Raw genomic sequence first — 23,446 nt, 5'->3', positions numbered from 1 at the left:
GTGTAAAAGTAAAGTAACTTATTAAATTTTTAAAGTTTTTTTCAGAAAATTAATTTCCAAAATTGTATCTTAGTGTAAATCCTGTTCGGATATTGGTTAATGGAAATGATGTTGAAATTACAGCTTTCGAAAAGGAATGATCGTAAAAGAAAATTGCGGTTAGATTTTTACTAAACGAATAATCTGCTGTTAATTTCGCCGACCAAATGTTTTGACCTCCACCAAGTTGATTGTTATCATAATCTAAGTAACGCACAATGGTTTTGTTATTACGATATGAAAAATCCACTTTCATATTGATATCACCTTTAATTATCCCTGTTGGATCGTCAGACAATTGCGAACTGAATATTACATCTTTAAAGCGGTATCCAAGTCCTACAACATACTCAACACCTTTTACTTCGGTTAACAAATTATTGTCAAAACTCATCGATAATGCCCTGTCTTTCTTCATTTCTGCAAGAAACTTAAATGAATTTTTTAATTCAAAATCTACTCGCATCAATGGGCTAAATTGTTCTACTAGGTTGATATTTCCAACAATAGTCTTGCTTCTGAAGTTTCCTGCAACATCAGTTCCACCTGGATTTTGATCGTATTCAAAATTAGAGCGAAACGAGTTTACAGTATAGGATGCTTTGTAATTGTGCTGTAAAGAAAAACGTTTGAACTTGTCTTTGAAAAATTGGTAACGCATCAATCCACTGTATTTTATATTCCAATTCGGAATAGGGAAATTTCTAAAAATTCCTAAAGAAGAATTGGAAGCATTTTGCCCAGTATAGGCAGCTAAAAATGCAGGTAACAATACATCTTGACTGTTTTTACCAAAACCTGTCGGGAAACCATCTGGTGTTGTGCCACCAGTATAAAATGGTGAATTTGCTGCCAATCGATTTGCAATTATTAATCGGTTTTTTCTAAATTCATCAAAAGCAGCCGAACCATTTTCGTCGCTTGTGCTAAACGAAGTTTTAATTAATACGGTTGATATTGAGAAATTTCCAACATTATATGGTGATCTAGAGTTGTATGTTCCATTGGTTACATCAAATTGTTCTGAAAAATTATCTGCATAGGTTCTGTTTCCGTTGATGTCAATCTTAAAATCTGGAAACAAATCTACGTTAGCTGTATAATTCAGCGTTTTGTTGGTAACTTGAGAATAATTCTGGTTGAACTCAGGATAATTAGTTAACCATCCATTTTTAGCCGCTTCGAATCGAATATCATCCTGACTTCCAAAAACAAATCCTAATGTAGGTTTAGAACTTCCAAAGAAACCAATACCTGGAGTATAACCTGGAAGTACTGTTCCTCGATTTTCGGTATAATCTACATTTATATTTTTTACACTGGTAAGAACACCAATCAATCCTTGCAAGAAAACACTTCGTTCGTTTACGACTTGAGGTGCATTACTAACTATTTTTTGACCTGGTTTTGGTGGTGTTGCTGGTCTTGCTGGCGCAGCAGGTTTCTTTTTGGTAGCTGTCAATCCAATGTATTTATAAAAACTATCCATATTGAATGACGTATTCAACTTGTGTGAACTTGCATTTTGGATCGTGTTTCCTAAATCATAAATAGTTCCATCTTCGGCTTCAAATGAAGATAAAGCAATAGAAGCACGTTGCCAATTATAATCACCAGTGTATGTATAATTAGAGCGAACAAAGCTTAAAAATGGTAATTTGTTTAACGGCAATTCATAGTTTACAACCAGTTGTTGTGTGTGTTGATTCGCTGTTCCAACATCCCAAAAATCAGTCCAAATAGTGTTGGAATTATCAGGCAGATTATTTTCATCTAAATAATTTCTAACAATATTATTAGAGGAAGAACTAAAATTCAACTTTAGTGCTTTTGTCAAATTGTAATTAAATCCATACTGGTAATTAAACAAATAATTTCTCTGATAAAGAGATTCCAAACCAATACCTTCAACATCAACCAATCGGAATTGTTGTTTGTTATACTGTCTCACAATATTAGATCTGAAAGAAACATTAGAAGGCAAATAATTAAAATTGAAGTCTTTCAATAGTTTCCAATAATTGCTTTTCTGAAATTTCTTTACTTTTTTGAAAGGCTCAATTGGTTTCGATTTAAAGGCAAAAGTATAATCTGCGGCAGTATTTACTTGTTGATCGATAAAGTCTTCAATTTCATAATTATGTCGGTCAACCTGATTGTAGGAATACGACAACGTCAAATTTTCAGGATCGTAAAAATGTTGTTTTTGTTTTTCGCCACGTTCTTTTTTTACTCCAATAAAGTTGATACTTTTTCTTTTAGTATAATCTATTGCTCTATTTGTAATATTACTTCTTTCAGCTTCGCTAGATGTATTATCAAGTAGTTGTTGCAAACGAATATCTTGATTAAAAGGATCGTACTCTGGTGTAATGAACTCTTCTCCAACTGAGTAATTGAATGGCAAATTGATACCCCATTTTTTAGGCAATAATTTTCCTAAACTTACATTTGTAACAATGTTATACTGCTTTATATCTTCTCTACTGCGTTCGTTTGGTCCTTGTTCCAGTGAGCCAAATCCAAAAGTACTCAATCTACCTGTTGCAGAAAGATTTGCAAAATCGGCTAAATTTGCATCCATGCTAGCAACTGCTGCCATTCCGCCTTTATTGTCCATATCGGAAAGACGCAACTCATTAAACCAAACTTCACCTCCAATATCTCTAGTTGGTGTTACTACGTTGGTTTGATTTTTTAATCCAACCATTAAAGTTCTTACCAATCCAAAATTTGGATTTCCTTTAATACCCAATCGTAATTTATTGGGTTTATTAGCCAATGAAGCATCTAATTGATCTTCATCTTGAAAATACACGCCATCTGGAAGTGTTGACGGATCAATAGACATTGCTTGTATTTTTAATTTTGTAAGCAATGATAATGCCAGGTCGATTTCATTTTCTTCTGGCCACACCAGTTCTGGAGTGTTGGATGCAAAGGCACTTTTCTTTAACGGAATTTCAACTTGATAGTAGTTCTGAGTAAAATCGTTACCAAATCTTAAAAAAGCAACCAACTCATCATCTTGAAAAGAATTTTCGTTATCAGCTAAACCTTCAGCATGCAAAAACATACGTATTTTATTGTACTGACGCATATCAACACTTACGTTTTTAAATACCGCTCTTGAATCTGTTGGTTCTAAATCTTTTACACGCAAAACCAACGATTGTTCGTTTTGATTAATCAAAGTATTGTTATTATACAACTGTTCGCGTACAACTCCAGGAGGCGAAACGTAACGAATTGGAGAACGTTGGCTGTTTTCCTGAATGTTTACTGCTTGAACATCAAATGTGGTTCCGTCATCATCAACATTAGTATCGGCAAAATCTAGTGTATTTGTATATCTTCTCCATTCGCCTCGTACTAAATCTAATGCGCCAAAACGTAAAGTAACTTTATCAGTAAACGACGTCATGAACATTCTCATGAAACGAATTGATCTAAAATCGGTAATACTTCCAATAACATTATCAGGTTGCGAAACTGGAATTTTAAACAATACCCATCTTGCTTTTGCAGAACTTCCGTTAGATAATGTTACGTCTGTTTCTCTAATATCGGTAATATAATTTTGCCCTATAGTTGCCAATGCAGTCGGACTGATCTCAACGCCATATTCGTAATAAGCATTGATCGTATTCATAGTATTATCTCTATTGATATCTTCTACATCTGGAACAGTAGTCGAACCCCGATTGGTATCAGTTACATCTATTGGAGAGTTCCCTTGTAAATTGTTGTAATTTCGATAGCGTTCGAAAATACTTCCGGTAGTATTTAAAAAATATTGATAATTATCTGCTGCTGGATCGGGTTGTGCAGCAAATGTTGGAAATTGTGCGCCTTCTTCAGCATCGTTTAATCCATCGAAACCAACATCTTGCGCATTTCTATTAGCACCGTTGGTATCAAAAGCATAAATTAACGATTGAGACGCTGGTTGTTTTCCCCAAACTGATGTTACCGTTGGCTGATTAGAACCTGCTTCTGGTAAACCATTTTCATACTGTTTTCTTCCATCTTTAAGAATATCTTCTGATATTTCACCTATGTTTAAAAAGAGCTTTCCTTGATTAACATTACTAGTTTCTTCTGGGTTGGGATCGCCAGGATAATTATAAGGATTAAGCATCCAAAACTGAATAAACTCAACGTTTCCTTGTTCAAAATTGGTTGAATTTATTGGTCGCGTTATTCCTCCAAAATTCTGTTCAGGAGTTGGTAAATCATTGGTTGAAGCAGCGGCTGGATTAAAATTATAAGGTCCGCGCTCTGTTGGGTAATAGCTTAAATCTAATGTATTGATAACCTGCGACTGACCTTGAACAATATCGGTATTAGGATATAATTCGCGGCTAAAGATTCGTCTTGTACCATTAAAAGATAAATCATTTTGATCTATTCCTGCTGGTGGTTGCGTATAAAAAATTGGATCGATACTGTACCAATTAAGTTTGGCTCTTTTATATCCGTACTCTAATGTTGTTGATGTTCCTCCAAAATCAGGATAATCGCTAGTTGCATTTCGCTCTGGCGTTGAAGAAAGCGACCAAGCATTGGCAGATCTCATATCGATTGTAGTTTGAGAACCTTCAAAATCGTCAACATAAATAGTTGGTTCGCCTTGAAATTGATCGGCTTTTGGAGCGTCTGGTTTTAAATAAGCAATTTCTCCTCTAAAAGAGATGTTGGATGGAGCATCGGTGTCCATATTAGGTAACTTATTTACCATTCTAGTTAGAAATGGCACTTCAGTTGAGTAATTTAAGTTTAAACCAAAAATTGAGTTGTTTACCGATTCTTGTCCGTAATTTGATTTTTGGGTAAAAGGTCTTTCAGACATTTTTAAGAACGTAGCGCCAATTTGAAATTTATCTGAAAATTTATGCTCCACATTTACCCCGAAAAAACGTCTGGTTTGTTGCCCAAAAACAGAATTGTTTTCTACCGAAACTTCAATTGGAGTTCCAGACGCTGCAAGTGACGGATCTAAAATTTGAACTCGTCCTGCTTGATAATTTACGCTGTAATCAACACCTTCTACCAAAACTCTTCCACCAGCAGAAACTACTACAGAACCTCTTGGAACGTTGTAAGCTCCAATTGGGATACCATCGCCTCCAGAAGATTTGAACTTACCTTTTAATTGAAATTTATTTTTGTCACTATCTTGTAACGCTGCAGCTTGTGTGCTGCGGTACATACTTCTAAAAACATACTTTGTTTGATTGGCATTATATCCACCAATTAATGGATCGGCATTATAAACTTCGGTTGGGTTGGTTCTTAATTTTTCGAATAATTGACTTCCAAATGGTTCTACAGAGGTAAATATGATTCTACCATTTTGTTGGTCAACTGTTAAACCCGGAACAAAATCGAAAAATCCGTCGCCACCAACTTGTGGATCGCCACCAAAATTTAATCGGTCTACATTAAAAACTTTTAACAAAGGAGTTTCTGTTACATTATCTGGCACAGGAAGCGGTGGCGTAAGTGTAATGTAATTTAAAGGTGATGGATCGGTGTAAAGAATATTGAATCTGAAATCTTCTTGCTGTAATTGATAGGCACCAGGAATTTGATAAATATTTTTCATCATCAAGTTCCATACTGGTTTGTTTACATTGGTCAAATTACTTTTCAGCATTTTTAGTATCAATGCTTGTGTTGTTGGAACACCGCCACTAACTTGAGTTGCGTCAACACCATCGGTTCCAAACTCTCCAACTTGGTACACTTGATCTCCAATTGTATATTGATAAGCTACCGCCAAAACTTCGTCATTGGCAAGTCTTTGTTGTAGCGAAATATATCCCAATTGCGGATGAAACGTAAACTCATTTGGCCCAAGTTTTCTAGCATTTTCAAGCTTGGAATAATCAGTACCTTCGCTTACTGGCGTTGTGTTATTAAATCCTGCTCCAGAAGTTACAATCTCTCTTATGTTGGTGTTTAACAAACCTCCATTGGTAGGAATTAACCCAGGATCATAATCGTTATTGGTATTATCAGACGGTGAATCTGCAGGATTATTAAAAAATGGATCTATTGGTAAAGATTCATTTGCAACTACCTCAGCATCTGATAAGCCAGTTAAACGTGCTTCACCTAAATCTTGCAGTGCAATAATGTTTCTTAAGTTATTACTTGTTGTACTAACTCTGTTTTGCTTATTGGTCACCCAAACTTCTATTCGGGTAATTTGAACTCTACTGTCAATTAAAGGATAATTTCTTAACGACGAATCGTATTTGTTTCTGAAATATTGCGATAGAAAAAAGTTTCGATCAGCATCGTAATCTAATGCAAAAAGCTCGAAATCTTGAATAGTTCCGCCACCTTGCGCAGTTACACTTTTGGTTTGCGATTTTTGTTCAGAAAAAACTCCTGTAACCGTAGTTTTACCAAATTGAAGTTGTGCTTTTACTCCAAACAAACTTTGTGCACCTCTTATCAGTGAACTGTTTAAGGGCATACTCACATTTCCGACTTCAATTTTTTGAATAATATCATCTTCTGTTGGCGTGTATTCCAACTTTATTAAATTCTGAAATGCGAAAGTAGATTCGGTGTCGTAATTAGCATTTACATTAAGCCTAGTACCAACTTTACCCATCAAACTCATGCTGATTCGCTGATCAAAATCAAAAGTCGTAGTAGCTCTGTTTCTAGGAGAAAAAGAAGGATTGTCTTGCTTGGTATATCGGGCTCCAAGATCCATTTCGACAGTACCTGTGGGTTTTACATCAATGGTATTTCCGCCAAATATTGTCTCGAAAAAACCTGAATTTACATAATATCGAGGTAATAAATCTTTTTTGTCTTTCTCACTTCCTGCCAGTTTTCCGTCAATTGCATTGGATTTTTTTCTAAAATAATCACGCATCGATTCTTTTAAAACTAGATCTTGATATTCCTTTGGAGTTAGAATAATTGGATAATTGATATTAAAACCTTCGAAGGTTTTGGTTAAAATATATTTATCTGTAATTGGGTCATAAGTATAAGCTTCAACAATGCTTCTTGGATTTCCAATTGCAATTGCACCTGTATTGTATCCTTTTACAGTGTCATTAACCTCTTCATCAACTTGAGCGAATGTAAAATTAGAAAATAAAAATACTAATAAAGCGTAAACTATTTTAGTAGCAATTTTAGCAAACTTAGCGTAATGTGTTTTCAAAAATTATAGATTTTTTAATGCTTGCTTGATTATCGTTTCAACGGTTGCATCTGGGTTTTCAGTAATTATTTTATCAACTATTTTTTCTGATGATTTTCTAACAAATCCTAGAACTTCCAAAGCAGATAACGCTTCATCTCGATTTGTATTGCTTTGAGACATAGAAACTTCATCTAAATCATATATTTTTAACACTTTATCCTTTAAATCCAAAATTGCTCTTTGTGCGGTTTTGGCTCCAATACCTTTAATAGATTGAATTGTGCCAACATTTCCGCTTGCCAATGCATTTATTATTTGCTTTGGCTCTATCGACGAAAGCATGGTTCTAGCAATTCCAGCTCCAATGCCAGATACTGTTAAAAGCATTTTGAAAATCTCTTTTTCTGATTTTTCAACAAATCCGTACAAGGAATGTGAATCTTCTTTGATGATCAAATGTGTAAATAATTTTACAAAATCGGTTTTCGGAAGTAACGAATACGTATGTAGCGATATATTAATATGATAACCCACACCATTACAATCAATTACGACGTCGGTTGGTGATTTTTCTACTAATTTTCCTTGAATATGTGATATCATTTAATTTTTATCTTTCAAAACTTGTTTCAAATATAGCAAAAAAGTTGAATAGCCATTAGTTATACCCTTTTTCTAAACCAACTTTACATCAAAATTTTTAATTCTTTTAGCCTTTTCTTGTGCATCAACTACAGCTACTGCTGCCATATTAACCATTTCTTCAACACTTGCTCCCAATTGAAAAATGTGGACTGGTTTTTCCATTCCTAACATAATTGGTCCGATTGAATCAACTTTATAAAGTTCTTTCAGTAATTTATAAGTAATGTTAGCCGATTCTAAATTTGGAAATATAAGTGTATTTACTTTTTTACCTGCTAATTTAGAAAACGGAAATTTATTTTGAAGCATTTCTGGATTCAAAGCAAAGTCGGTTTGGATTTCACCATCAACAATTAAATCTGGATAATATTTATGAAGATAGGCAACAGCTTCGCGAACTTTGTTAGCACTTTCATGGGATGAAGAACCAAAATTTGAAAAAGAAACCATAGCAATTACGGGTTCCATTCCAAACATTCTTACCGTTTTCTCAGTCATCAAAGCAATTTTAGCCAAATCATCTGCAGACGGATTAGGATTAATAGCCGTATCGGATAAAAACATTGGTCCGCGGTTGGTCATCATCATATTGGTAGTTGCAATGAGTGAAATTCCAGAAGCTTTACCAATAAGCTGCATTAAAGGTTTTACAACCGATGGATAACTTCTAGAATAACCCGAAACCATGGCATCAGCATCACCTTGATTGACCATCATTGCGGCGAAATAATTTCGTTCTCGCATCCATTTCTGTGCATCAAGAAGCGAAATGCCTCTACGCTGACGTGATTTCCAAAAAATATCGGCATATTCAAGTCTTCGCTTGTCTTCTTCCTGTGTTTTAGGATCAAAAATTGGAACATCGGCATCAAACCCAATTTCTTCTTTTAGTTCTAAAATATCTTCTTTTCTACCAAGTAATATCGGATGGCCAATACCTTCTTCGTATACAATTTGAGCTGCTTTTAAAACATCCAATTGATCGGCTTCTGCAAAAACTATACGTTTAGGATCTGTTTTTGCTCTATTCGTTAATAAGCGAACCATTTTGTTATCAGAACCTAATCGTTCTAATAATTCTTCTTCATATTTCTCCCAATCGGTAATAGGATTTAAAGCAACACCACTTTCCATAGCAGCTTTTGCAACCGCAGGCGCTACCATTGTTATCAACCTTGGATCAAATGGTTTTGGAATAATGTAATCGCGTCCAAAATTAAGTTTCGTTTCACCATAGGCAATATTCACTTGTTCAGGAACATGCTCTTTGGCTAATGCGGCTAAAGCTTTAACTGCAGCCATTTTCATAGCTTCGTTTATTTTGGTAGCACGAACGTCTAATGCGCCGCGAAATATATATGGAAAACCAAGAACATTATTTACTTGATTAGGATGATCAGATCGTCCCGTAGCCATAATAATATCGTCACGAGTTGCAATGGCCAAGTTATAATCAATCTCAGGAACTGGATTTGCCATAGCAAAAACAATTGGATCCTTTGCCATAGCTAGAAGCATTTCTGGTTTCAGAATATTTCCGGCAGAAAGCCCAAGAAAAACATCGGCATTTTGCAAGGCTTCGGCAAGTTGAATTCCGGCTTTACCAAAAGAATATCTTTTTTGCAGTTCAGACAAATCGGTTCTATCGCTTGATAAAACGCCATCTTTGTCGAACATAATAATATTGTGCAACTGAACGCCCAACAACACATACAAATTAGCACATGCTAAGGCAGCTGAACCAGCACCCGATATCACAACTTTTATTTCTGAAATATTTTTTTCAGCAAGCTCTAAAGCATTTAACAATGCAGCGGAAGAAATTATTGCAGTTCCATGTTGATCATCGTGCATCACTGGAATATTGAGTTCTTCAACAAGTCTTCTTTCAATTTCGAATGACTCAGGAGCTTTAATATCTTCTAGATTAATACCTCCAAATGTTGGCGCAATATTTTTTACAGTTTCAATAAAAGCATCTATATCTTTAGTACCAATTTCTATATCAAATACATCAATATCGGCAAAAATTTTGAACAATAATGCTTTTCCTTCCATCACAGGTTTAGACGCTTCTGGACCAATATCACCAAGTCCTAAAACTGCTGTACCGTTTGTAATAACTGCAACCAAATTACCTTTGGCCGTATATTTATATACATTATTTACATCTTTGGCTATTTCTAAACATGGTTCGGCTACGCCTGGTGAATAGGCTAAAGATAAGTCTCTTTGTGTAGCATATTTTTTAGTTGGAACTACTTGTATTTTTCCTGGTGTAGGTTTTGCATGGTATAAAAGTGCTTCTCTACGTTTACTGTCTTTATGCATTTTATGTTTTTTTTCTAACTGGCAAAGTTAGAGGTATGATTGTAAAAAGTCAAGTTTAAATGATTTTCTTTTAAACAAACTGAAAAAGAATTAACTAAAACTAAAAAAAGCTTTTGGATACTAATCTCCAAAAGCTTTTTATAATTGCTACTCTATTTTTAAATCCAATCAATAGGATTTTCTAAAACTTGAATTAATTTTTCTTCACTACTTCCAGCTTCCGGATGATGGTCATAAACCCATTGTACATTTGGAGGCAAACTCATCAATATACTTTCTATTCGTCCATTGGTTTTAAGTCCAAATAATGTACCTTTATCGTGAACTAAATTGAACTCTACGTAGCGTCCACGGCGAATTTCTTGCCAATTACGTTGTGCTTCAGTGAAAGGTAAATCTTTTCTTTTTTCCAAAATTGGCACATAAGCAGTAATAAAACTATTGCCTACTTCGGTTACAAAATTGTACCAATCTTCCATCTTCATCGTTTGTGATTCTTTGCAATAATCAAAAAATAATCCGCCAAGGCCACGTGCTTCATTTCTATGTGCGTTCCAAAAATAAGCATCGCATTGTTTTTTATATTTTGGATAAAAATCTAGGTTGTGTTTGTCACAAGCAGTTTTACATGTTTGATGAAAATGAATGGCATCTTCTTCAAACAAGTAGTAGGGTGTTAAATCTTGACCACCACCAAACCACGAGTTAATTATATTCTGGTTTTCATCATACATTTCAAAATAACGCCAATTGGCATGAACCGTTGGAGCCATTGGGTTTCGTGGGTGAATAACCAAACTTAATCCACAAGCAAAAAAATCGGCTTCACCAACATTGAACATTTTCTGCATAGCTTCGGGTAATTTTCCGTGTACTGCAGAAATATTTACACCGCCTTTTTCTATTACATTACCATTTTCTATAACACGTGTTCTTCCGCCACCACCTTCAGGTCGTTGCCAAATATCTTCACGAAATTTTGCCTTTCCTTCAACAGATTCCAATCCGGCAACAATTTGATCTTGTAAAACTTGTATGTATTGATAAAATTTATCCTTCATTTTTACTTTATAGTTTGTATACCAACATTAATCCACCTCTGTAAGGTAATAGTTCTCCGCTTTTATTAAAGTTTCTAGCATTTTCATAACGTTCGTCAGTACTCACAAGATATCCATTATAATAACCTTGCTGCGATCCACCACCAAGAAAAAACTCCAAATTAAATTTCTCCCCAATTTTAAATTGATACCCAATGGTCGCTCCATACATAACACTATATCCTTTTTGATAATAGTCACTATTTAAATAGTTCCATTTTTGAATTTTGTAGGCACTTCCTCCAATATGTCCACCAACAAAAAAACCTTTTTTAGCTCCAGATGTATAGTATCTTACCTCTGGGAATAACATTAAAAATTCTTGTGGACCACCATTTACAGATTTCCAAAAGGAAGCAGTTGCATCAACTTGAAAAGTAAAATACTCAGAGATGTTGGTTTCAAAACCAATATTAGGAATACCAATTAATGCAGTTGCTACATTAAATTTTAATGAAGTTTGTGACCAAACTAATTGCGAAAAAAAAAGCAATGCTATAAAAAATCTTAATTTTACTTTCATTCAAAAAAATGTTAACCTTTATATTCTTTCACAGCATCAACGAAAGCTTTAGCATGATCTACCGGAATGTTTGGTAAAATACCGTGACCAAGATTTACTACATAATTATCTTTTCCAAATTCGTTAATCATTTCATGAACCATTTTTTTGATGGTTGGAATTGGAGATAACAATCGTGATGGATCAAAATTTCCTTGTAAAGTGATTTTTCCACCAGTTAAATAGCGTGCGTTTCTTGCAGAACAGGTCCAATCTACTCCAAGTGCCGACGCTTTGGATTGTGCCATTTCATTTAATGCAAACCAACAACCTTTTCCAAAAACAATCACTTTAGTTTCTTCGGCTAATGCATCAACAATTTGATTGATGTACTTCCAAGAAAATTCTTGATAATCTACTGGTGATAACATTCCGCCCCAAGAATCGAAAATTTGAACGGCATTTACGCCCGATTTTACTTTTTCTTTAAGATACAGAATGGTTGTGTCTGTAATTTTTTGCAATAATGTATGCGCTGCAATTGGATTTGAAAAACAGAAACCTTTCGCGGTATCGAAACTTTTGGAACCTTTTCCTTCTACACAATAGCAAAAAATTGTCCAAGGTGAACCTGCAAAACCAATAAGCGGAACTTCGTCGTTCAGCATTTCTTTGGTTAGTTTAATTGCGTCAAAAACATAACCTAAAGTTTCATTAACGTCTGGAACTATAACTTGATTGACTTGTTCCATCGTTCGTATTGGGTTTGGAATAATTGGTCCCAAATTGTCTTTTAATTCTACATGAATTCCCATTGCACGTGGTACAACCAAAATATCTGAAAACAAAATTGCTGCATCTGGTTTTACAATTCTAATTGGTTGAACTGTAATTTCAGCTGCTAATTCTGGAGTTTCGCAACGTGTAAAAAAATCATATTTGTCACGTAACGCTCTAAATTCTGGCAAATATCTTCCGGCTTGACGCATCATCCAAACTGGAGGTCGTTCTACAGTTTCGTTATTTAATGCTCTTAAAAATAAATCGTTCTTAATCATTTTGTTTCGTTTTTGACACGTCTAAACACTTTATTTACACGTGATTGATGGATGTTTTGTTATAATAATTAATACATTGTGTAATTGTATTTTCTATTGTAGGCTGAAGTGCAATTACTGTATTAGTAGTTTCTAAAGCTTCGGCAGTTGTTTTACCAATACAAAAACAGGTTTCGGTAGTTATTGTATTTTGTTGCAAATAACTTTCTACGCCTGATGGACTGAAAAAAAGTATTCCATTTGGTTTTTTTTCGATGCGATGCGATTGTAATACTGTTTCGTAAATTACAATTTCTTCAAATGAAACTTGCGCCAAAAGCATTGCCTCGGGTAAAATATCTCTACGAAGATTACCACTAAAAAAGGTGAAACTACTTTTCTGATATTGATTGCAAATAATTGAAGCCAATTCGGCAGCATAATCAGAATAAACCACAACTTCAAACCCGTTTTTTTCTAACAACGCTTTGGTTTTAATACCCACGCAAAAACATTTGTGTTTTTTTAAACTTATGTGCATTGCGTTTTTCAATATACTTTCCACCGCATTTTGGCTTGTAATAATTAGATACTCACCTATTGTATTTAAATTGAAATTACAGTCTTTTATGGTAATGAAATCTTGCTCTTGATAGAAAAAATTCGGTGTCAACAAATGTTGCTTCTGATTCTCAAGAAGCTTTTTTGTTGAAACTATATGAATTGGTTCTCTCATAATTTTGATTTATTTCTTAAGATTTTCTTTGATGTTCTTCATCAAATCTGAACCACCATTTTGTAAAACTTCGTTTGCTAACTCGTACCCAAGTTTTTTCCATTGTTGAATTGGAACCGTTTTATCGACTTCAATTTTTTGCTTCCCATCGATAGAAAATAAATTTCCAACAAAGTGAATATCGTCTTCAATAATTCTTGCTAATGCACCAATTGGCGCAGTACAACCACCTTCTAGGGTTTTTAAAAATTGTCTTTCGATGTAGGTACAAATTTCGGTTTCAATATCGTTTAATTCAGATAATGCTTGCTGGCAAAAATCATCATTTTCCATTGCAACCACAAGCATTGCTCCTTGTGCTGGCGCAGGAACCATCCAATCAAGATTAATGTAATTTTCTGGTTTTAGATTAATTCGCTCTAATCCTGCAGCGGCAAAAACTGCTCCATCCCAATCATTTTCATTAAGTTTTTGCATTCTTGTATTTACGTTTCCACGTAAATCAACCACGGTATGTTTTGGATATCTATGCCACCATTGTGCTTGTCGACGCAAACTTCCGGTAGCAATCGTTCCACTATTTTCTAAAAAATCTGTATTTCCTTTGTGTACTAAAATATCCAATGTATTGGCACGTTCTAAAACTGCAGCTTGTACAATTCCTTTCGGCAAAGCTGTAGGAACGTCTTTCATAGAATGAACTGCAATATCAACTTGACCGCTAATCATAGCAATGTCTAAAGTTTTAGTGAAAATTCCGGTAATTCCGAGTTCGTAAAGTGGCTTATCAAGGATGATGTCGCCTTGTGATTTTACGGCTACAATGGTAGTTTTGTAACCTAAATCATTTAATTTTTTTTGGACTGTGTGCGCTTGCCAAAGAGCCAATTCACTATCACGAGTTCCTATACGTATTGTTTTTTCAGACACTTTTTTTTAATTTTTTCACGAATAGCACAAACTTACATCAATTTTTTGATTTGAGTACGTATTTAATTGGTGGGTATTATGAGGTTTGGTTTCTAAAAAATAAAAAGGAATCTCTATATTTAGAAAAATGATTTTTCTTGTTCTAACTGAAATACTTTTTCAATCCATTCGATGCCTTCATCCATAGAATCTCCATCTTTTAAATGATTCACAAAGTGATTTGTTATTTTTTGAATGATGCGGTTGCTTATCAACTCGGCTTGTTGCTCATCAAAATTGGATAACTTTTTTCTTTGAAAATTTAGTTCACCTTCTTTAATCGAATTTAATTTTTCTTTTAGCGCTTGTATTGTTGGAGCAAATTTTCTGTTTTTAGTCCAAGCAGTGAATTCTTCTTTAATTTCTTCAATAATTGCTTCAGCTGCTGGAATGTGCTGACGACGTTTCTCAAGAGTTTCATCGGTCATTTGAGAAAGATGGTCTAGGTGAATTAACGTAACGCCTTCGATATCTTGAACATTTTCGTGCACATTTTTAGGAATAGATAAATCTAAAATTAACAATGGTTTTTTTAGATTTAAAATCGTTTTGTCAATGGTTGGATTTTGTGCGCCTGTCGCAACCACAACAACATCGGCATTTTGAAGTTCTAATTGTAAATCAGAATAATCTTTTACAACTAAATCCAATTTATGAGCCAATTTTTCTGCTTTATCCTTAGTTCTATTGATCAGCGTAATTTGTTCGTGTTTGGTATGTTTTACCAAATTTTCGCACGTATTTCTTCCTATTTTTCCGGTTCCGAAAAGCAAAATGTTTTTCTTAGAAACATCTTGAACATTTTTGATTATATACTGAACCGATGCAAACGAAACTGAAGTTGCTCCAGATGAAATTTCGGTATCTGTTTTAATTTTTTTGCTCGCCTGAATCACAGAATTTACCAATCGTTCTAGAAACGAATTTACTAATCCGTTGGATTTACTTTCGTTAAAAGCAATTTTAATTTGGCTGATGATTTCGAAATCACCAAGAATTTGACTGTCTAAACCAGTTCCGACACGAAACATATGGTTTACGGCTTCTTGGTTTTTATATATGTAAGCAACTTCTTGAAATTCGGCAACCGTACCTTGACTGTTTTCGCAAAGTAATTTGATTAATTCATATGGATGATTGGCAAAACCATATATTTCGGTTCTGTTACAAGTAGAAGTTACTATTAAAGCTTCAATTCCTTCGGCTTCGGCTTGCATCAATAATGTTGATTTAGCTTTTGCATCTAAACTGAATTTACCTCTCATTACTGCGTCGGCTTTTTTGTAACTAATTCCTAATGCGTAAAAAGAAGCGTGCTTTGACATATTAAAATTTTCCATATATATACTTTCCTTAAAAAGTTCAACAAAATTATCTATAACCAATTTATAAAAGTAACGCTGTAAGGACTATTTGTATCGCTCTGAGATTTTTTAATCCAAAATGCTGTAAACAACGTAAATTCTATTAAATTTGTACTGAAATCAAGTGTTTCAAAAACCCTTATGTAGATTAATTCTAAATAAGTATTTCACTCGACTTCCAAAGTATCTACGAAAAAATATCGCTATGGGTTCTCAAGAAGAGATAAAAATTGAAAAAGATTTTTTTTTAATACGATTTCAAAACGACGGAAACGAATCTTATCGTGTGGAAAGGCACATCAATCAAGGCTTGATTCAATTTCACTTTGGTATGAAAGGTAGAGCAAAATTTGTTTTCAACAATGGCAATTATGCTTTAGATTTGAATGAAGAGAAATCGTATTTGTTTTACAATCCACAAAAAGAGTTACCATTAAACTTAGATTTGGCACCCAACTCGTGGGTAATATCTTTAGTAATTTCAATTCAAAAATTTCACTCTCTATTTTCATCAGAAGCCGATTATATTCCATTTTTAAGCGAAGAAAATAACGATAAGAAATATTATAAAGAAGACAATATTAGTCCGTCAATGGCAATTGTGTTGAGTCAGATGTTTCATTATAATCTTAATCCCTTTATTAAAAACTTGTATTATAAAGGTAAAAGTTATGAATTGCTGGGATTGTATTTTAATACTAATGAAGACCAAAACGCCGAACAATGTCCGTTTTTAATAGACGAAGACAATGTTTTGAAAATTAAAAAAGCCAAAGAAATAATAATCGCCAATATGGCTGAACCGCCAGGATTACAAGAATTGGCTGACGAAATTGGATTGAATTTGAAGAAACTTAAAATGGGGTTCAAACAAATTTATGGCGATACCGTATATGGTTTCTTGTTTGACTATAAAATGGATTATGCCCGAAAATTATTAGACTCAGGCTCCTATAATGTAAACGAAGTTGGATTGAAAATTGGTTACAGTACCGGAAGTCATTTTATTTCGGCTTTCAAGAAAAAATTTGCAACTACTCCGAAAAAGTATTTGATGAATTTGAATCAGAATTCATAAAAATAAAATCCAATTTCCATCAATTTCGTATATCAAACAATTGATAAAAAATTATTAATCATAATCATTAGAAGTAAGAATAAATTACTTTTACAAAAAAATTCCTCATTCTTCGGAATGACAATAATGAAAAAAATATTAAAAATATGAAAGGTGTATTACTTGTAAACTTAGGTTCTCCAGAAAGTCCAACTCCAAAAGACGTTAAACCCTACTTAGACGAATTTTTGATGGATAAATATGTAATTGACGTTCCGTTTTTATTGCGTGCATTATTAGTTAGAGGTGTTATTTTACAAACTCGTCCTAAAAAATCGGCTGCAGCATATGCTAAAATTTGGTGGGATGAAGGATCGCCGTTAGTAGTAATTTCTGAAAGAATGAAGAAAAAAGTGCAAGCACAAGTTGATATTCCTGTTGCATTAGCAATGCGTTACGGAACAATGACCATACTAAAAGGATTGCAAGAACTACATGATAAAGGAGTTGACGAAGTACTACTTATGCCTTTGTATCCGCAACATGCCATGGCATCAACGACTACAATTGTCGTTTTGGCAGAAGAACTTCGTGCAAAACATTTTCCAAATATGAAGTTTACCAATGTGCCGGCTTTTTACAATAAAGAAGGTTATATTGAAGCGTTAGGAAATTCAATTAAAAAACACCTTGGCGATTACGAATACGATCACTTATTGTTTTCCTATCACGGAATTCCAAAACGTCATATTCGTAAAACTGACATAACAAAATCGCATTGTAAAATGGATAGAAGTTGTTGCAGCACACCATCACCAGCACACGAATTTTGTTACAGCCATCAATGTTATGAAACTACAAAAAAAATAGTAGAATATTTAGGAATACCTGAAGGAAAATACAGCCAAACCTTTCAATCAAGATTGGCTGGTGACAAATGGTTAACGCCTTACACCGATGTAGAAATAAATAAAATGCCTGAAAAAGGCATCAAGAAATTAGCCGTAGTTACACCTGCTTTCGTTTCCGATTGTTTAGAAACATTAGAAGAAATTGCTATGGAAGCCAACGAAGAATTTTTGCATCACGGTGGTCAAGAATTCAAAGCTATTCCGTGTATGAATGACGACGATCAGTGGTGTTCTACAGTTGCCGGATGGATTAAAGATTGGCAGAAAAAATAATCCGTTTTATTTAACTCAATTTATTATTGCCACGAATTTCTCAAATTAGCACAAAGAAAATAATTAGTGTAAATTTGTGAAATTCGTGGCAACTTTTTAAGAACTATGGAACTTTACAACTACATAAAATCGCTGCATCTAATTTTTGTGATTACTTGGTTTGCAGGTTTGTTTTACATCGTAAGATTATTTGTATATCAAATAGAAGCCAACCAAAAACCATCGCCTGAAAGAGAAATACTTCTCAATCAATACAAAATAATGACGTACCGACTTTGGTATATCATCACTTGGCCGAGCGCCATTTTGGCAAGTGTTTTTGCATTTTGGATGCTGTTTTTTACCGACTTAGGAAAAGCTTGGTTACAAATGCCGTGGATGCATGTAAAACTTGGTTTTGTTTTTGCGCTTTATTTGTATCATTTAAAATGCCATCAAATTTATAAGCAATTGCAAAATGATGACTTCAAATACACGTCAAATTTTATGCGATTGTGGAACGAAGGCGCAACAATTATTTTATTTGCCGTTGTTTTTTTAGTAATTTTAAAAAATGCTTTCAACTGGATTTATGGTGTTATTGGAATTTTTCTTTTTGCTATCACAATCATGTTAGGATTTAAATTTTACAAACGAATAAGAGAAAAAAAATAGTGCTCAGTGTTCAGATTTAAGTTTTCAGTTTTTACTGATAACCAATAACTGCAAACTGCAAAACTTATAAAAAATGAACAACTTCAAAATGTCAATGCTTTCACTTCGAATTAGGATTTTCCTATCGATGATTGTATTGATATTAATTGCCTCTATTTTGATGGCATCAATATCGGTAATTCAGTTTAAAAACGAAGCCAAAAATTACCATCAAGAACGCTTAGATCGAAAAGAAGATGCAATAAAAGAGCATATAAATTATGTGCTTTCGACCACAACTTATCCGCTTACACAAAAAAACTTACCACTTATATTTAAAGACAAAATTCATGAATTGTCCGACATTCATAATCTTGAAATAAATATTTATTCGTTGGATGGAAAACTACTAAAGTCATCCAAAGCTTCTTTTTCTGTTGACAGTATTTCGCCGCCAGTACCAAAATATATCGTTAAACTTGTCCAATCATCGATCGAAAAAAGATATGTAGATGTGAAAAGTATTGACGGCATAAAAAACAGATCTTCGTTTAGCCAAATTAAAGATGATAAATTCAAACCACTTGGGATTTTGAATTTACCTTATGTTGAAGACGACAGCTTTTATGAAAATGAAATCCAAGAATTCTTGATTCGACTGAGTCAGGTTTACTTTTTTATGCTCATCATTGCCTTTGCATTGGCGTACTTTTTATCGTCTTACATTACACAAACCTTAAAAACAATTTCAGATAAAATTAACGAAACAAGCTTAAATCAAAAGAATGAAAAAATTCTAGTCGAAGCCAATAGTAAAGAAATCAATTCGTTGATAAAAGCGTACAATGCCATGGTTGACGAATTAGAAGAAAGCGCAGCAATGCTTGCACAATCAGAACGAGAACAAGCGTGGCGCGACATGGCTAAACAGGTAGCTCATGAAATAAAAAATCCGCTGACGCCAATGCGTCTTACAGTACAAAGTTTTCAAAGAAAATTTGATGCACAAGACCCAAATTTAAAACAAAAACTCGACGACTATTCTAAAACATTAATTCAACAAATTGACACTATGAGTTCAGTAGCATCTGCATTTTCAAACTTTGCATCGATGCCAGCGCAACAAAACGAAACTTTAAATGTAGTTGAAGTCGTAGAATTTTCATTGGATATTTTCAATCAAGATTACATACAATTTGAAAGTGAAGAAACCGAAATAATCTCGGTTATGGATAGAACGCAACTGGTTAGAATTATTACAAATTTGGTTAAAAATGCAACGCAATCAATACCAGAAAATCAAGAAATAAAATCGGTAAAAGTTTCTATAAAACGAATTTTAAATCAAGTTGCTATTACAGTTGAAGACAACGGAATTGGTATTGAACACAACAATATTGAACGAATTTTTGAACCTAAATTCACCACCAAAAACAGCGGAATGGGTTTGGGATTAGGAATCATCAAAAACATCATAGAAAATTACAAAGGAACCATTACATTTGAAACCAAACTTGGAACTGGAACTACATTTACAGTTACACTTCCTATAATTGAAAAATAAACACCCATTTTATGAACTTCGAAAACATAATCCTTACCACTGAGAACGGAATTGGACAAATTACTATTAATCGTCCGTCAAAACTTAACGCATTAAATGTTGCGACTATTAAAGAACTTCACGATGCTTTTCAATCATTAGATGAAAATCCAGAAACACGAGTAATAATTATCACTGGCGAAGGAGAAAAAGCTTTTGTTGCTGGTGCTGACATATCAGAATTTGCCAATTTTTCGGTAGAAGAAGGTGCACAATTGGCGCAACAAGGACAAGAATTATTATTTGATTTTGTAGAAAATTTAAAAACTCCTGTAATTGCAGCCGTAAATGGATTTGCACTTGGTGGCGGATTGGAATTGGCAATGGCTTGTCATTTCAGAGTAGCATCTGATAATGCCAAAATGGGACTGCCAGAAGTTTCGTTGGGTGTAATTCCTGGATATGGAGGAACACAACGATTACCTCAATTGGTTGGAAAAGGACGCGCAATGGAACTCATTATGACTGCTGGTATGATTGATGCAGAAACAGCCAAAAACTATGGCTTAGTGAACCACGTTGTGCCACAAACTGAACTTTTAGAATTTGTAAAATCAATTGCAACAAAGATTATGAGAAATTCACCTGTAGCAATTGGGAAAGCGATAAAAGCCATTAACGATAATTACAAAGATGGCGTTGACGGATTTAAAACCGAAATAAAAAACTTTGGAAAATGCTTTGGAACCGAAGATTTTAAAGAAGGCACAACTGCATTTTTAGAAAAAAGAAAAGCTGTTTTCTCAGGAAAATAATATAAATACTAACTCTAACCAACCAAAACATTAATGAAAAAAATTATTTTAACCCTTGCGTTATGTGTACTACATCAATTTATTAATGCTCAAGAAATTCCAGCTACAGTAGTTAAAAGTGATGTTTTTAAAGACGAATTTAAATACTCCTCAATCGTATTAGTAGACGATGATGGAAACGGCGGAATTATCATTGTAAGAAGCTACCAAGGCGGCGTTTTCTCATCAGGTTCTGGCTATTATTTTGAACATTACGATTCGAACATGAAACTTATAAAAGAATACGAATATGAACGTATTCAGAAAAAAGCAGACAAAAAGAAAATCGTAGGAACAATTCTTGGAATTATTTTAGATGGGCAAACAGTTCGATTGATAGACTACGTTTACAGCAAAGAAGACAAAGCATTTATTTGCAATGCATTATCATCAAATATTAATGACTTTAATTTTAAATCTCAAGAATTGTTTAGAGTAAATTCTAACGAAATTCAAAGCGGACCAATGGTAAGTTTTATGGGATTTGGAAGCGGAGCAAGAACATTTGATGGTGATGATGGAGCAACTATGATTGTAAACGAAGACAGGACTGCTTTCGCTGTAACTATTGACATTAAAGATAAAACTTCTGAAACGCACAAAATATTTTTATTTGACAAATCGCTAAACAAGAAAATCGATCATACTTTTAAAAGAGATATCAAGGACAAAAAATTTAAGTATGAAAACATAGATGTTTCTAAAGATGGAAACACACTTTATCTTTTAGGAAAAGTATATACCGAAGAAAAGAAAAAGAAAAAAGAAGGCGGAAAATACCAATTTGAACTTACAAGAATAACCAAAGACAGTGAGAAAACTCAGGTTTTTGATACTGAGGAACATTTTTCAAGTTCGTTAAAAATCATCATTTTTGAAGACCGAGTTACATGCATAGGATTTTATTCCGATCGAAAAGACAGCCGTTATAAAGGAATTAGTTACTTTGAATTGAATCCAACAACTTTAGCTATTACAAAATCTAAATTCAATCCGTTTACAGAACAATTTATGATTGACAAATACGGAAAGGATAAAGAAAAAGAATTAAAATTTTTATCATTTAGAAAAATACTAATAACTCCAAAAAACGAAATTGTTTTTAATGCTGAGGAATTTTATATAACATCACATTATCATGCAACTCCAAACGGTGGTGGTTACACCACTACAGTTTATCATTATGACGATATTGTAAGTGCAAAAATCAATACATCAGGAGATATTGTTTGGGCAAGAAATATAAATAAACGTCAGGCTACAGGAGGTGATGATTCTTATATTTCGTATACTTCAACAATTAAGGATACTGACACGTATTTCTTTATCAACACTGGTGAAAAAGTTAAGAAGCTTAAAAATGACCGAATCCAGTTTGGACAAACAAGCACAAAAAAATCCAATTTAAACGTAATCAGAATTAATGAAAATGGTGATTTTGATTACAAAGAAATCTTGGATGACAAAGACAATGATGTTCCGTTTATGGTTTCAGATGGTTCGATAACTGGAAATTCAGTGATATTTATAGGTCGCAAATCGAAGAAAAAACAACTTCTGAAAGTGACTTTATGATAAATTAAAAGAGAACCAAATTGGTTCTCTTTTTTTATTTTTCACCTTCCCATTCATCATAAAATTGCTTGAGAAATACTTCCATAAAATGGTGCCTTTCTTGCGCAATTTTTTTTCCGGTTTCGGTATTCATTTTATCTTTAAGCAGCAACAACTTTTCATAAAAATGATTTAGTGTTGGTGCTTGATTGGCTTTATACTCTTCTTTTGTCATTGCTAAATTTGGCGCAATTTCTGGATTATAAAGTGGTCTATTTTTAAATCCCCCATAATTAAAACATCTTGCTATGCCTATTGCTCCAAGCGCATCCAAACGATCGGCATCTTGCACAATTTCTAATTCTATGGAGTTGAATTTCTTTTCGAAATTTCCGCCTTTGAACGATATATTTTCAATAATATTGATAACATGAATTATAATTTCTTCGTTTACTTTTTGCGATTCAAGAAATTCTCGAGCTACTTTTGGACCAACAGATTCGTCTCCATCATGAAATTTACTGTCTGCAATATCGTGTAATAAAGCTCCAAGCTTCACAATAAACACATCACAATTTTCATCTTTAGCAATCAGTTGTGCGTTTTTATAAACGCGTTCTATATGAAACCAATCGTGTCCACCTTCGGCATTTTCTAGTTTTTGTTTTACAAAAGCGATGGTATTGTTTATAATATTTTGCATTAGTCGAAAATGAAGTAA

At 33.7% G+C, this 23,446-nt stretch carries 16 protein-coding genes; 6 read left to right on the top strand and 10 right to left on the bottom strand.

Annotated elements, in window-relative coordinates:
* Nucleotides 1–49: 49 nt before the first annotated feature.
* The 9 genes from sov to hemA form a co-directional block, all read right to left on the bottom strand.
* Nucleotides 50–7,234, bottom strand: a complete 7,185-nt coding sequence (gene sov, locus ACZ098_RS09125) for a T9SS outer membrane translocon Sov/SprA (RefSeq protein ID WP_487311446.1) — start codon at nt 7,232–7,234, stop codon at nt 50–52.
* Between the two features lie 3 nt (nt 7,235–7,237).
* Nucleotides 7,238–7,819: a Holliday junction branch migration protein RuvA gene (ruvA, locus tag ACZ098_RS09120; RefSeq protein WP_487311445.1), complete on the bottom strand. Its 582-nt coding sequence runs from the start codon at nt 7,817–7,819 to the stop codon at nt 7,238–7,240.
* A gap of 72 nt (nt 7,820–7,891) precedes the next feature.
* A complete protein-coding gene (locus ACZ098_RS09115; RefSeq protein ID WP_487311444.1) occupies nt 7,892–10,192 on the bottom strand; it encodes an NADP-dependent malic enzyme in 2,301 nt (766 codons plus the stop codon).
* Nucleotides 10,193–10,350: 158 nt separating this feature from the next.
* Entirely contained in the window at nt 10,351–11,253 is a 903-nt protein-coding gene (gene hemF / locus ACZ098_RS09110) for an oxygen-dependent coproporphyrinogen oxidase (RefSeq protein ID WP_487311443.1), read from the bottom strand.
* A 7-nt stretch (nt 11,254–11,260) separates the two neighbouring features.
* On the bottom strand, nt 11,261–11,815 hold the full coding sequence (locus ACZ098_RS09105) for a DUF3575 domain-containing protein (RefSeq protein ID WP_487311442.1): 555 nt from the start codon (nt 11,813–11,815) through the stop codon (nt 11,261–11,263).
* An 11-nt stretch (nt 11,816–11,826) separates the two neighbouring features.
* Complete coding sequence (gene hemE / locus ACZ098_RS09100) at nt 11,827–12,852, bottom strand: uroporphyrinogen decarboxylase (RefSeq protein WP_487311441.1); 1,026 nt, start codon at nt 12,850–12,852, stop codon at nt 11,827–11,829.
* Between the two features lie 34 nt (nt 12,853–12,886).
* Nucleotides 12,887–13,567, bottom strand: a complete 681-nt coding sequence (locus ACZ098_RS09095; protein WP_487311440.1) for a uroporphyrinogen-III synthase — start codon at nt 13,565–13,567, stop codon at nt 12,887–12,889.
* 9 nt (nt 13,568–13,576) lie between these two features.
* Entirely contained in the window at nt 13,577–14,497 is a 921-nt protein-coding gene (gene hemC / locus ACZ098_RS09090; RefSeq protein WP_487311439.1) for a hydroxymethylbilane synthase, read from the bottom strand.
* A 119-nt stretch (nt 14,498–14,616) separates the two neighbouring features.
* Nucleotides 14,617–15,876 carry a glutamyl-tRNA reductase gene (gene hemA / locus ACZ098_RS09085; protein WP_487311438.1) on the bottom strand — a complete coding sequence of 420 codons (1,260 nt, stop codon included), beginning with the start codon at nt 15,874–15,876 and terminating at the stop codon, nt 14,617–14,619.
* Between the two features lie 229 nt (nt 15,877–16,105).
* Here hemA and ACZ098_RS09080 point away from each other — a divergent pair, with 229 nt between their 5' ends.
* The 6 genes from ACZ098_RS09080 to ACZ098_RS09055 all read left to right on the top strand — a co-directional run bounded on the left by ACZ098_RS09080 (nt 16,106) and on the right by ACZ098_RS09055 (nt 22,746).
* Nucleotides 16,106–16,978, top strand: a complete 873-nt coding sequence (locus ACZ098_RS09080; RefSeq protein WP_487311437.1) for a helix-turn-helix domain-containing protein — start codon at nt 16,106–16,108, stop codon at nt 16,976–16,978.
* Between the two features lie 146 nt (nt 16,979–17,124).
* The gene (gene hemH, locus ACZ098_RS09075; protein ID WP_487311436.1) at nt 17,125–18,141 is read left to right on the top strand and encodes a ferrochelatase; all 1,017 of its coding nucleotides are present in this window, start codon (nt 17,125–17,127) and stop codon (nt 18,139–18,141) included.
* Nucleotides 18,142–18,246: 105 nt separating this feature from the next.
* Nucleotides 18,247–18,795 (top strand): CopD family protein, encoded by a 549-nt coding sequence (locus tag ACZ098_RS09070; RefSeq protein ID WP_487311435.1) that lies wholly within the window; start codon nt 18,247–18,249, stop codon nt 18,793–18,795.
* 127 nt (nt 18,796–18,922) lie between these two features.
* Nucleotides 18,923–20,338: a sensor histidine kinase gene (locus tag ACZ098_RS09065; protein WP_487311532.1), complete on the top strand. Its 1,416-nt coding sequence runs from the start codon at nt 18,923–18,925 to the stop codon at nt 20,336–20,338.
* A gap of 11 nt (nt 20,339–20,349) precedes the next feature.
* Nucleotides 20,350–21,132: an enoyl-CoA hydratase/isomerase family protein gene (locus ACZ098_RS09060; protein WP_487311434.1), complete on the top strand. Its 783-nt coding sequence runs from the start codon at nt 20,350–20,352 to the stop codon at nt 21,130–21,132.
* Between the two features lie 33 nt (nt 21,133–21,165).
* Nucleotides 21,166–22,746, top strand: a complete 1,581-nt coding sequence (locus ACZ098_RS09055) for a hypothetical protein (RefSeq protein WP_487311433.1) — start codon at nt 21,166–21,168, stop codon at nt 22,744–22,746.
* 34 nt (nt 22,747–22,780) lie between these two features.
* Here the strand turns inward: ACZ098_RS09055 and ACZ098_RS09050 are convergent, their stop codons facing one another.
* Nucleotides 22,781–23,428, bottom strand: coding sequence for an HD domain-containing protein (locus tag ACZ098_RS09050; protein ID WP_487311432.1), 648 nt, complete (start codon nt 23,426–23,428; stop codon nt 22,781–22,783).
* Nucleotides 23,429–23,446 lie beyond the last annotated feature (18 nt).

The organism is Flavobacterium sp. SP2, assembly GCF_057626655.1.
The sequence above is the reverse complement of the archived record's forward strand: the minus strand, read 5'-3'. Positions and strand labels throughout refer to the sequence as shown.

Excerpts from the sequence above, each read along its gene's own strand:
- ruvA (WP_487311445.1), bottom strand. The coding sequence starts at position 7,819 with ATGATATCACATATTCAAGGAAAATTAGTAGAAAAATCACCAACCGAC.
- ACZ098_RS09115 (WP_487311444.1), bottom strand. The coding sequence starts at position 10,192 with ATGCATAAAGACAGTAAACGTAGAGAAGCACTTTTATACCATGCAAAA.
- hemF (WP_487311443.1), bottom strand. The coding sequence starts at position 11,253 with ATGAAGGATAAATTTTATCAATACATACAAGTTTTACAAGATCAAATT.
- ACZ098_RS09105 (WP_487311442.1), bottom strand. The coding sequence starts at position 11,815 with ATGAAAGTAAAATTAAGATTTTTTATAGCATTGCTTTTTTTTTCGCAA.
- hemE (WP_487311441.1), bottom strand. The coding sequence starts at position 12,852 with ATGATTAAGAACGATTTATTTTTAAGAGCATTAAATAACGAAACTGTA.
- ACZ098_RS09095 (WP_487311440.1), bottom strand. The coding sequence starts at position 13,567 with ATGAGAGAACCAATTCATATAGTTTCAACAAAAAAGCTTCTTGAGAAT.
- hemA (WP_487311438.1), bottom strand. The coding sequence starts at position 15,876 with ATGGAAAATTTTAATATGTCAAAGCACGCTTCTTTTTACGCATTAGGA.
- ACZ098_RS09080 (WP_487311437.1), top strand. The coding sequence starts at position 16,106 with ATGGGTTCTCAAGAAGAGATAAAAATTGAAAAAGATTTTTTTTTAATA.
- hemH (WP_487311436.1), top strand. The coding sequence starts at position 17,125 with ATGAAAGGTGTATTACTTGTAAACTTAGGTTCTCCAGAAAGTCCAACT.
- ACZ098_RS09070 (WP_487311435.1), top strand. The coding sequence starts at position 18,247 with ATGGAACTTTACAACTACATAAAATCGCTGCATCTAATTTTTGTGATT.
- ACZ098_RS09065 (WP_487311532.1), top strand. The coding sequence starts at position 18,923 with ATGATTGTATTGATATTAATTGCCTCTATTTTGATGGCATCAATATCG.
- ACZ098_RS09060 (WP_487311434.1), top strand. The coding sequence starts at position 20,350 with ATGAACTTCGAAAACATAATCCTTACCACTGAGAACGGAATTGGACAA.
- ACZ098_RS09055 (WP_487311433.1), top strand. The coding sequence starts at position 21,166 with ATGAAAAAAATTATTTTAACCCTTGCGTTATGTGTACTACATCAATTT.
- ACZ098_RS09050 (WP_487311432.1), bottom strand. The coding sequence starts at position 23,428 with ATGCAAAATATTATAAACAATACCATCGCTTTTGTAAAACAAAAACTA.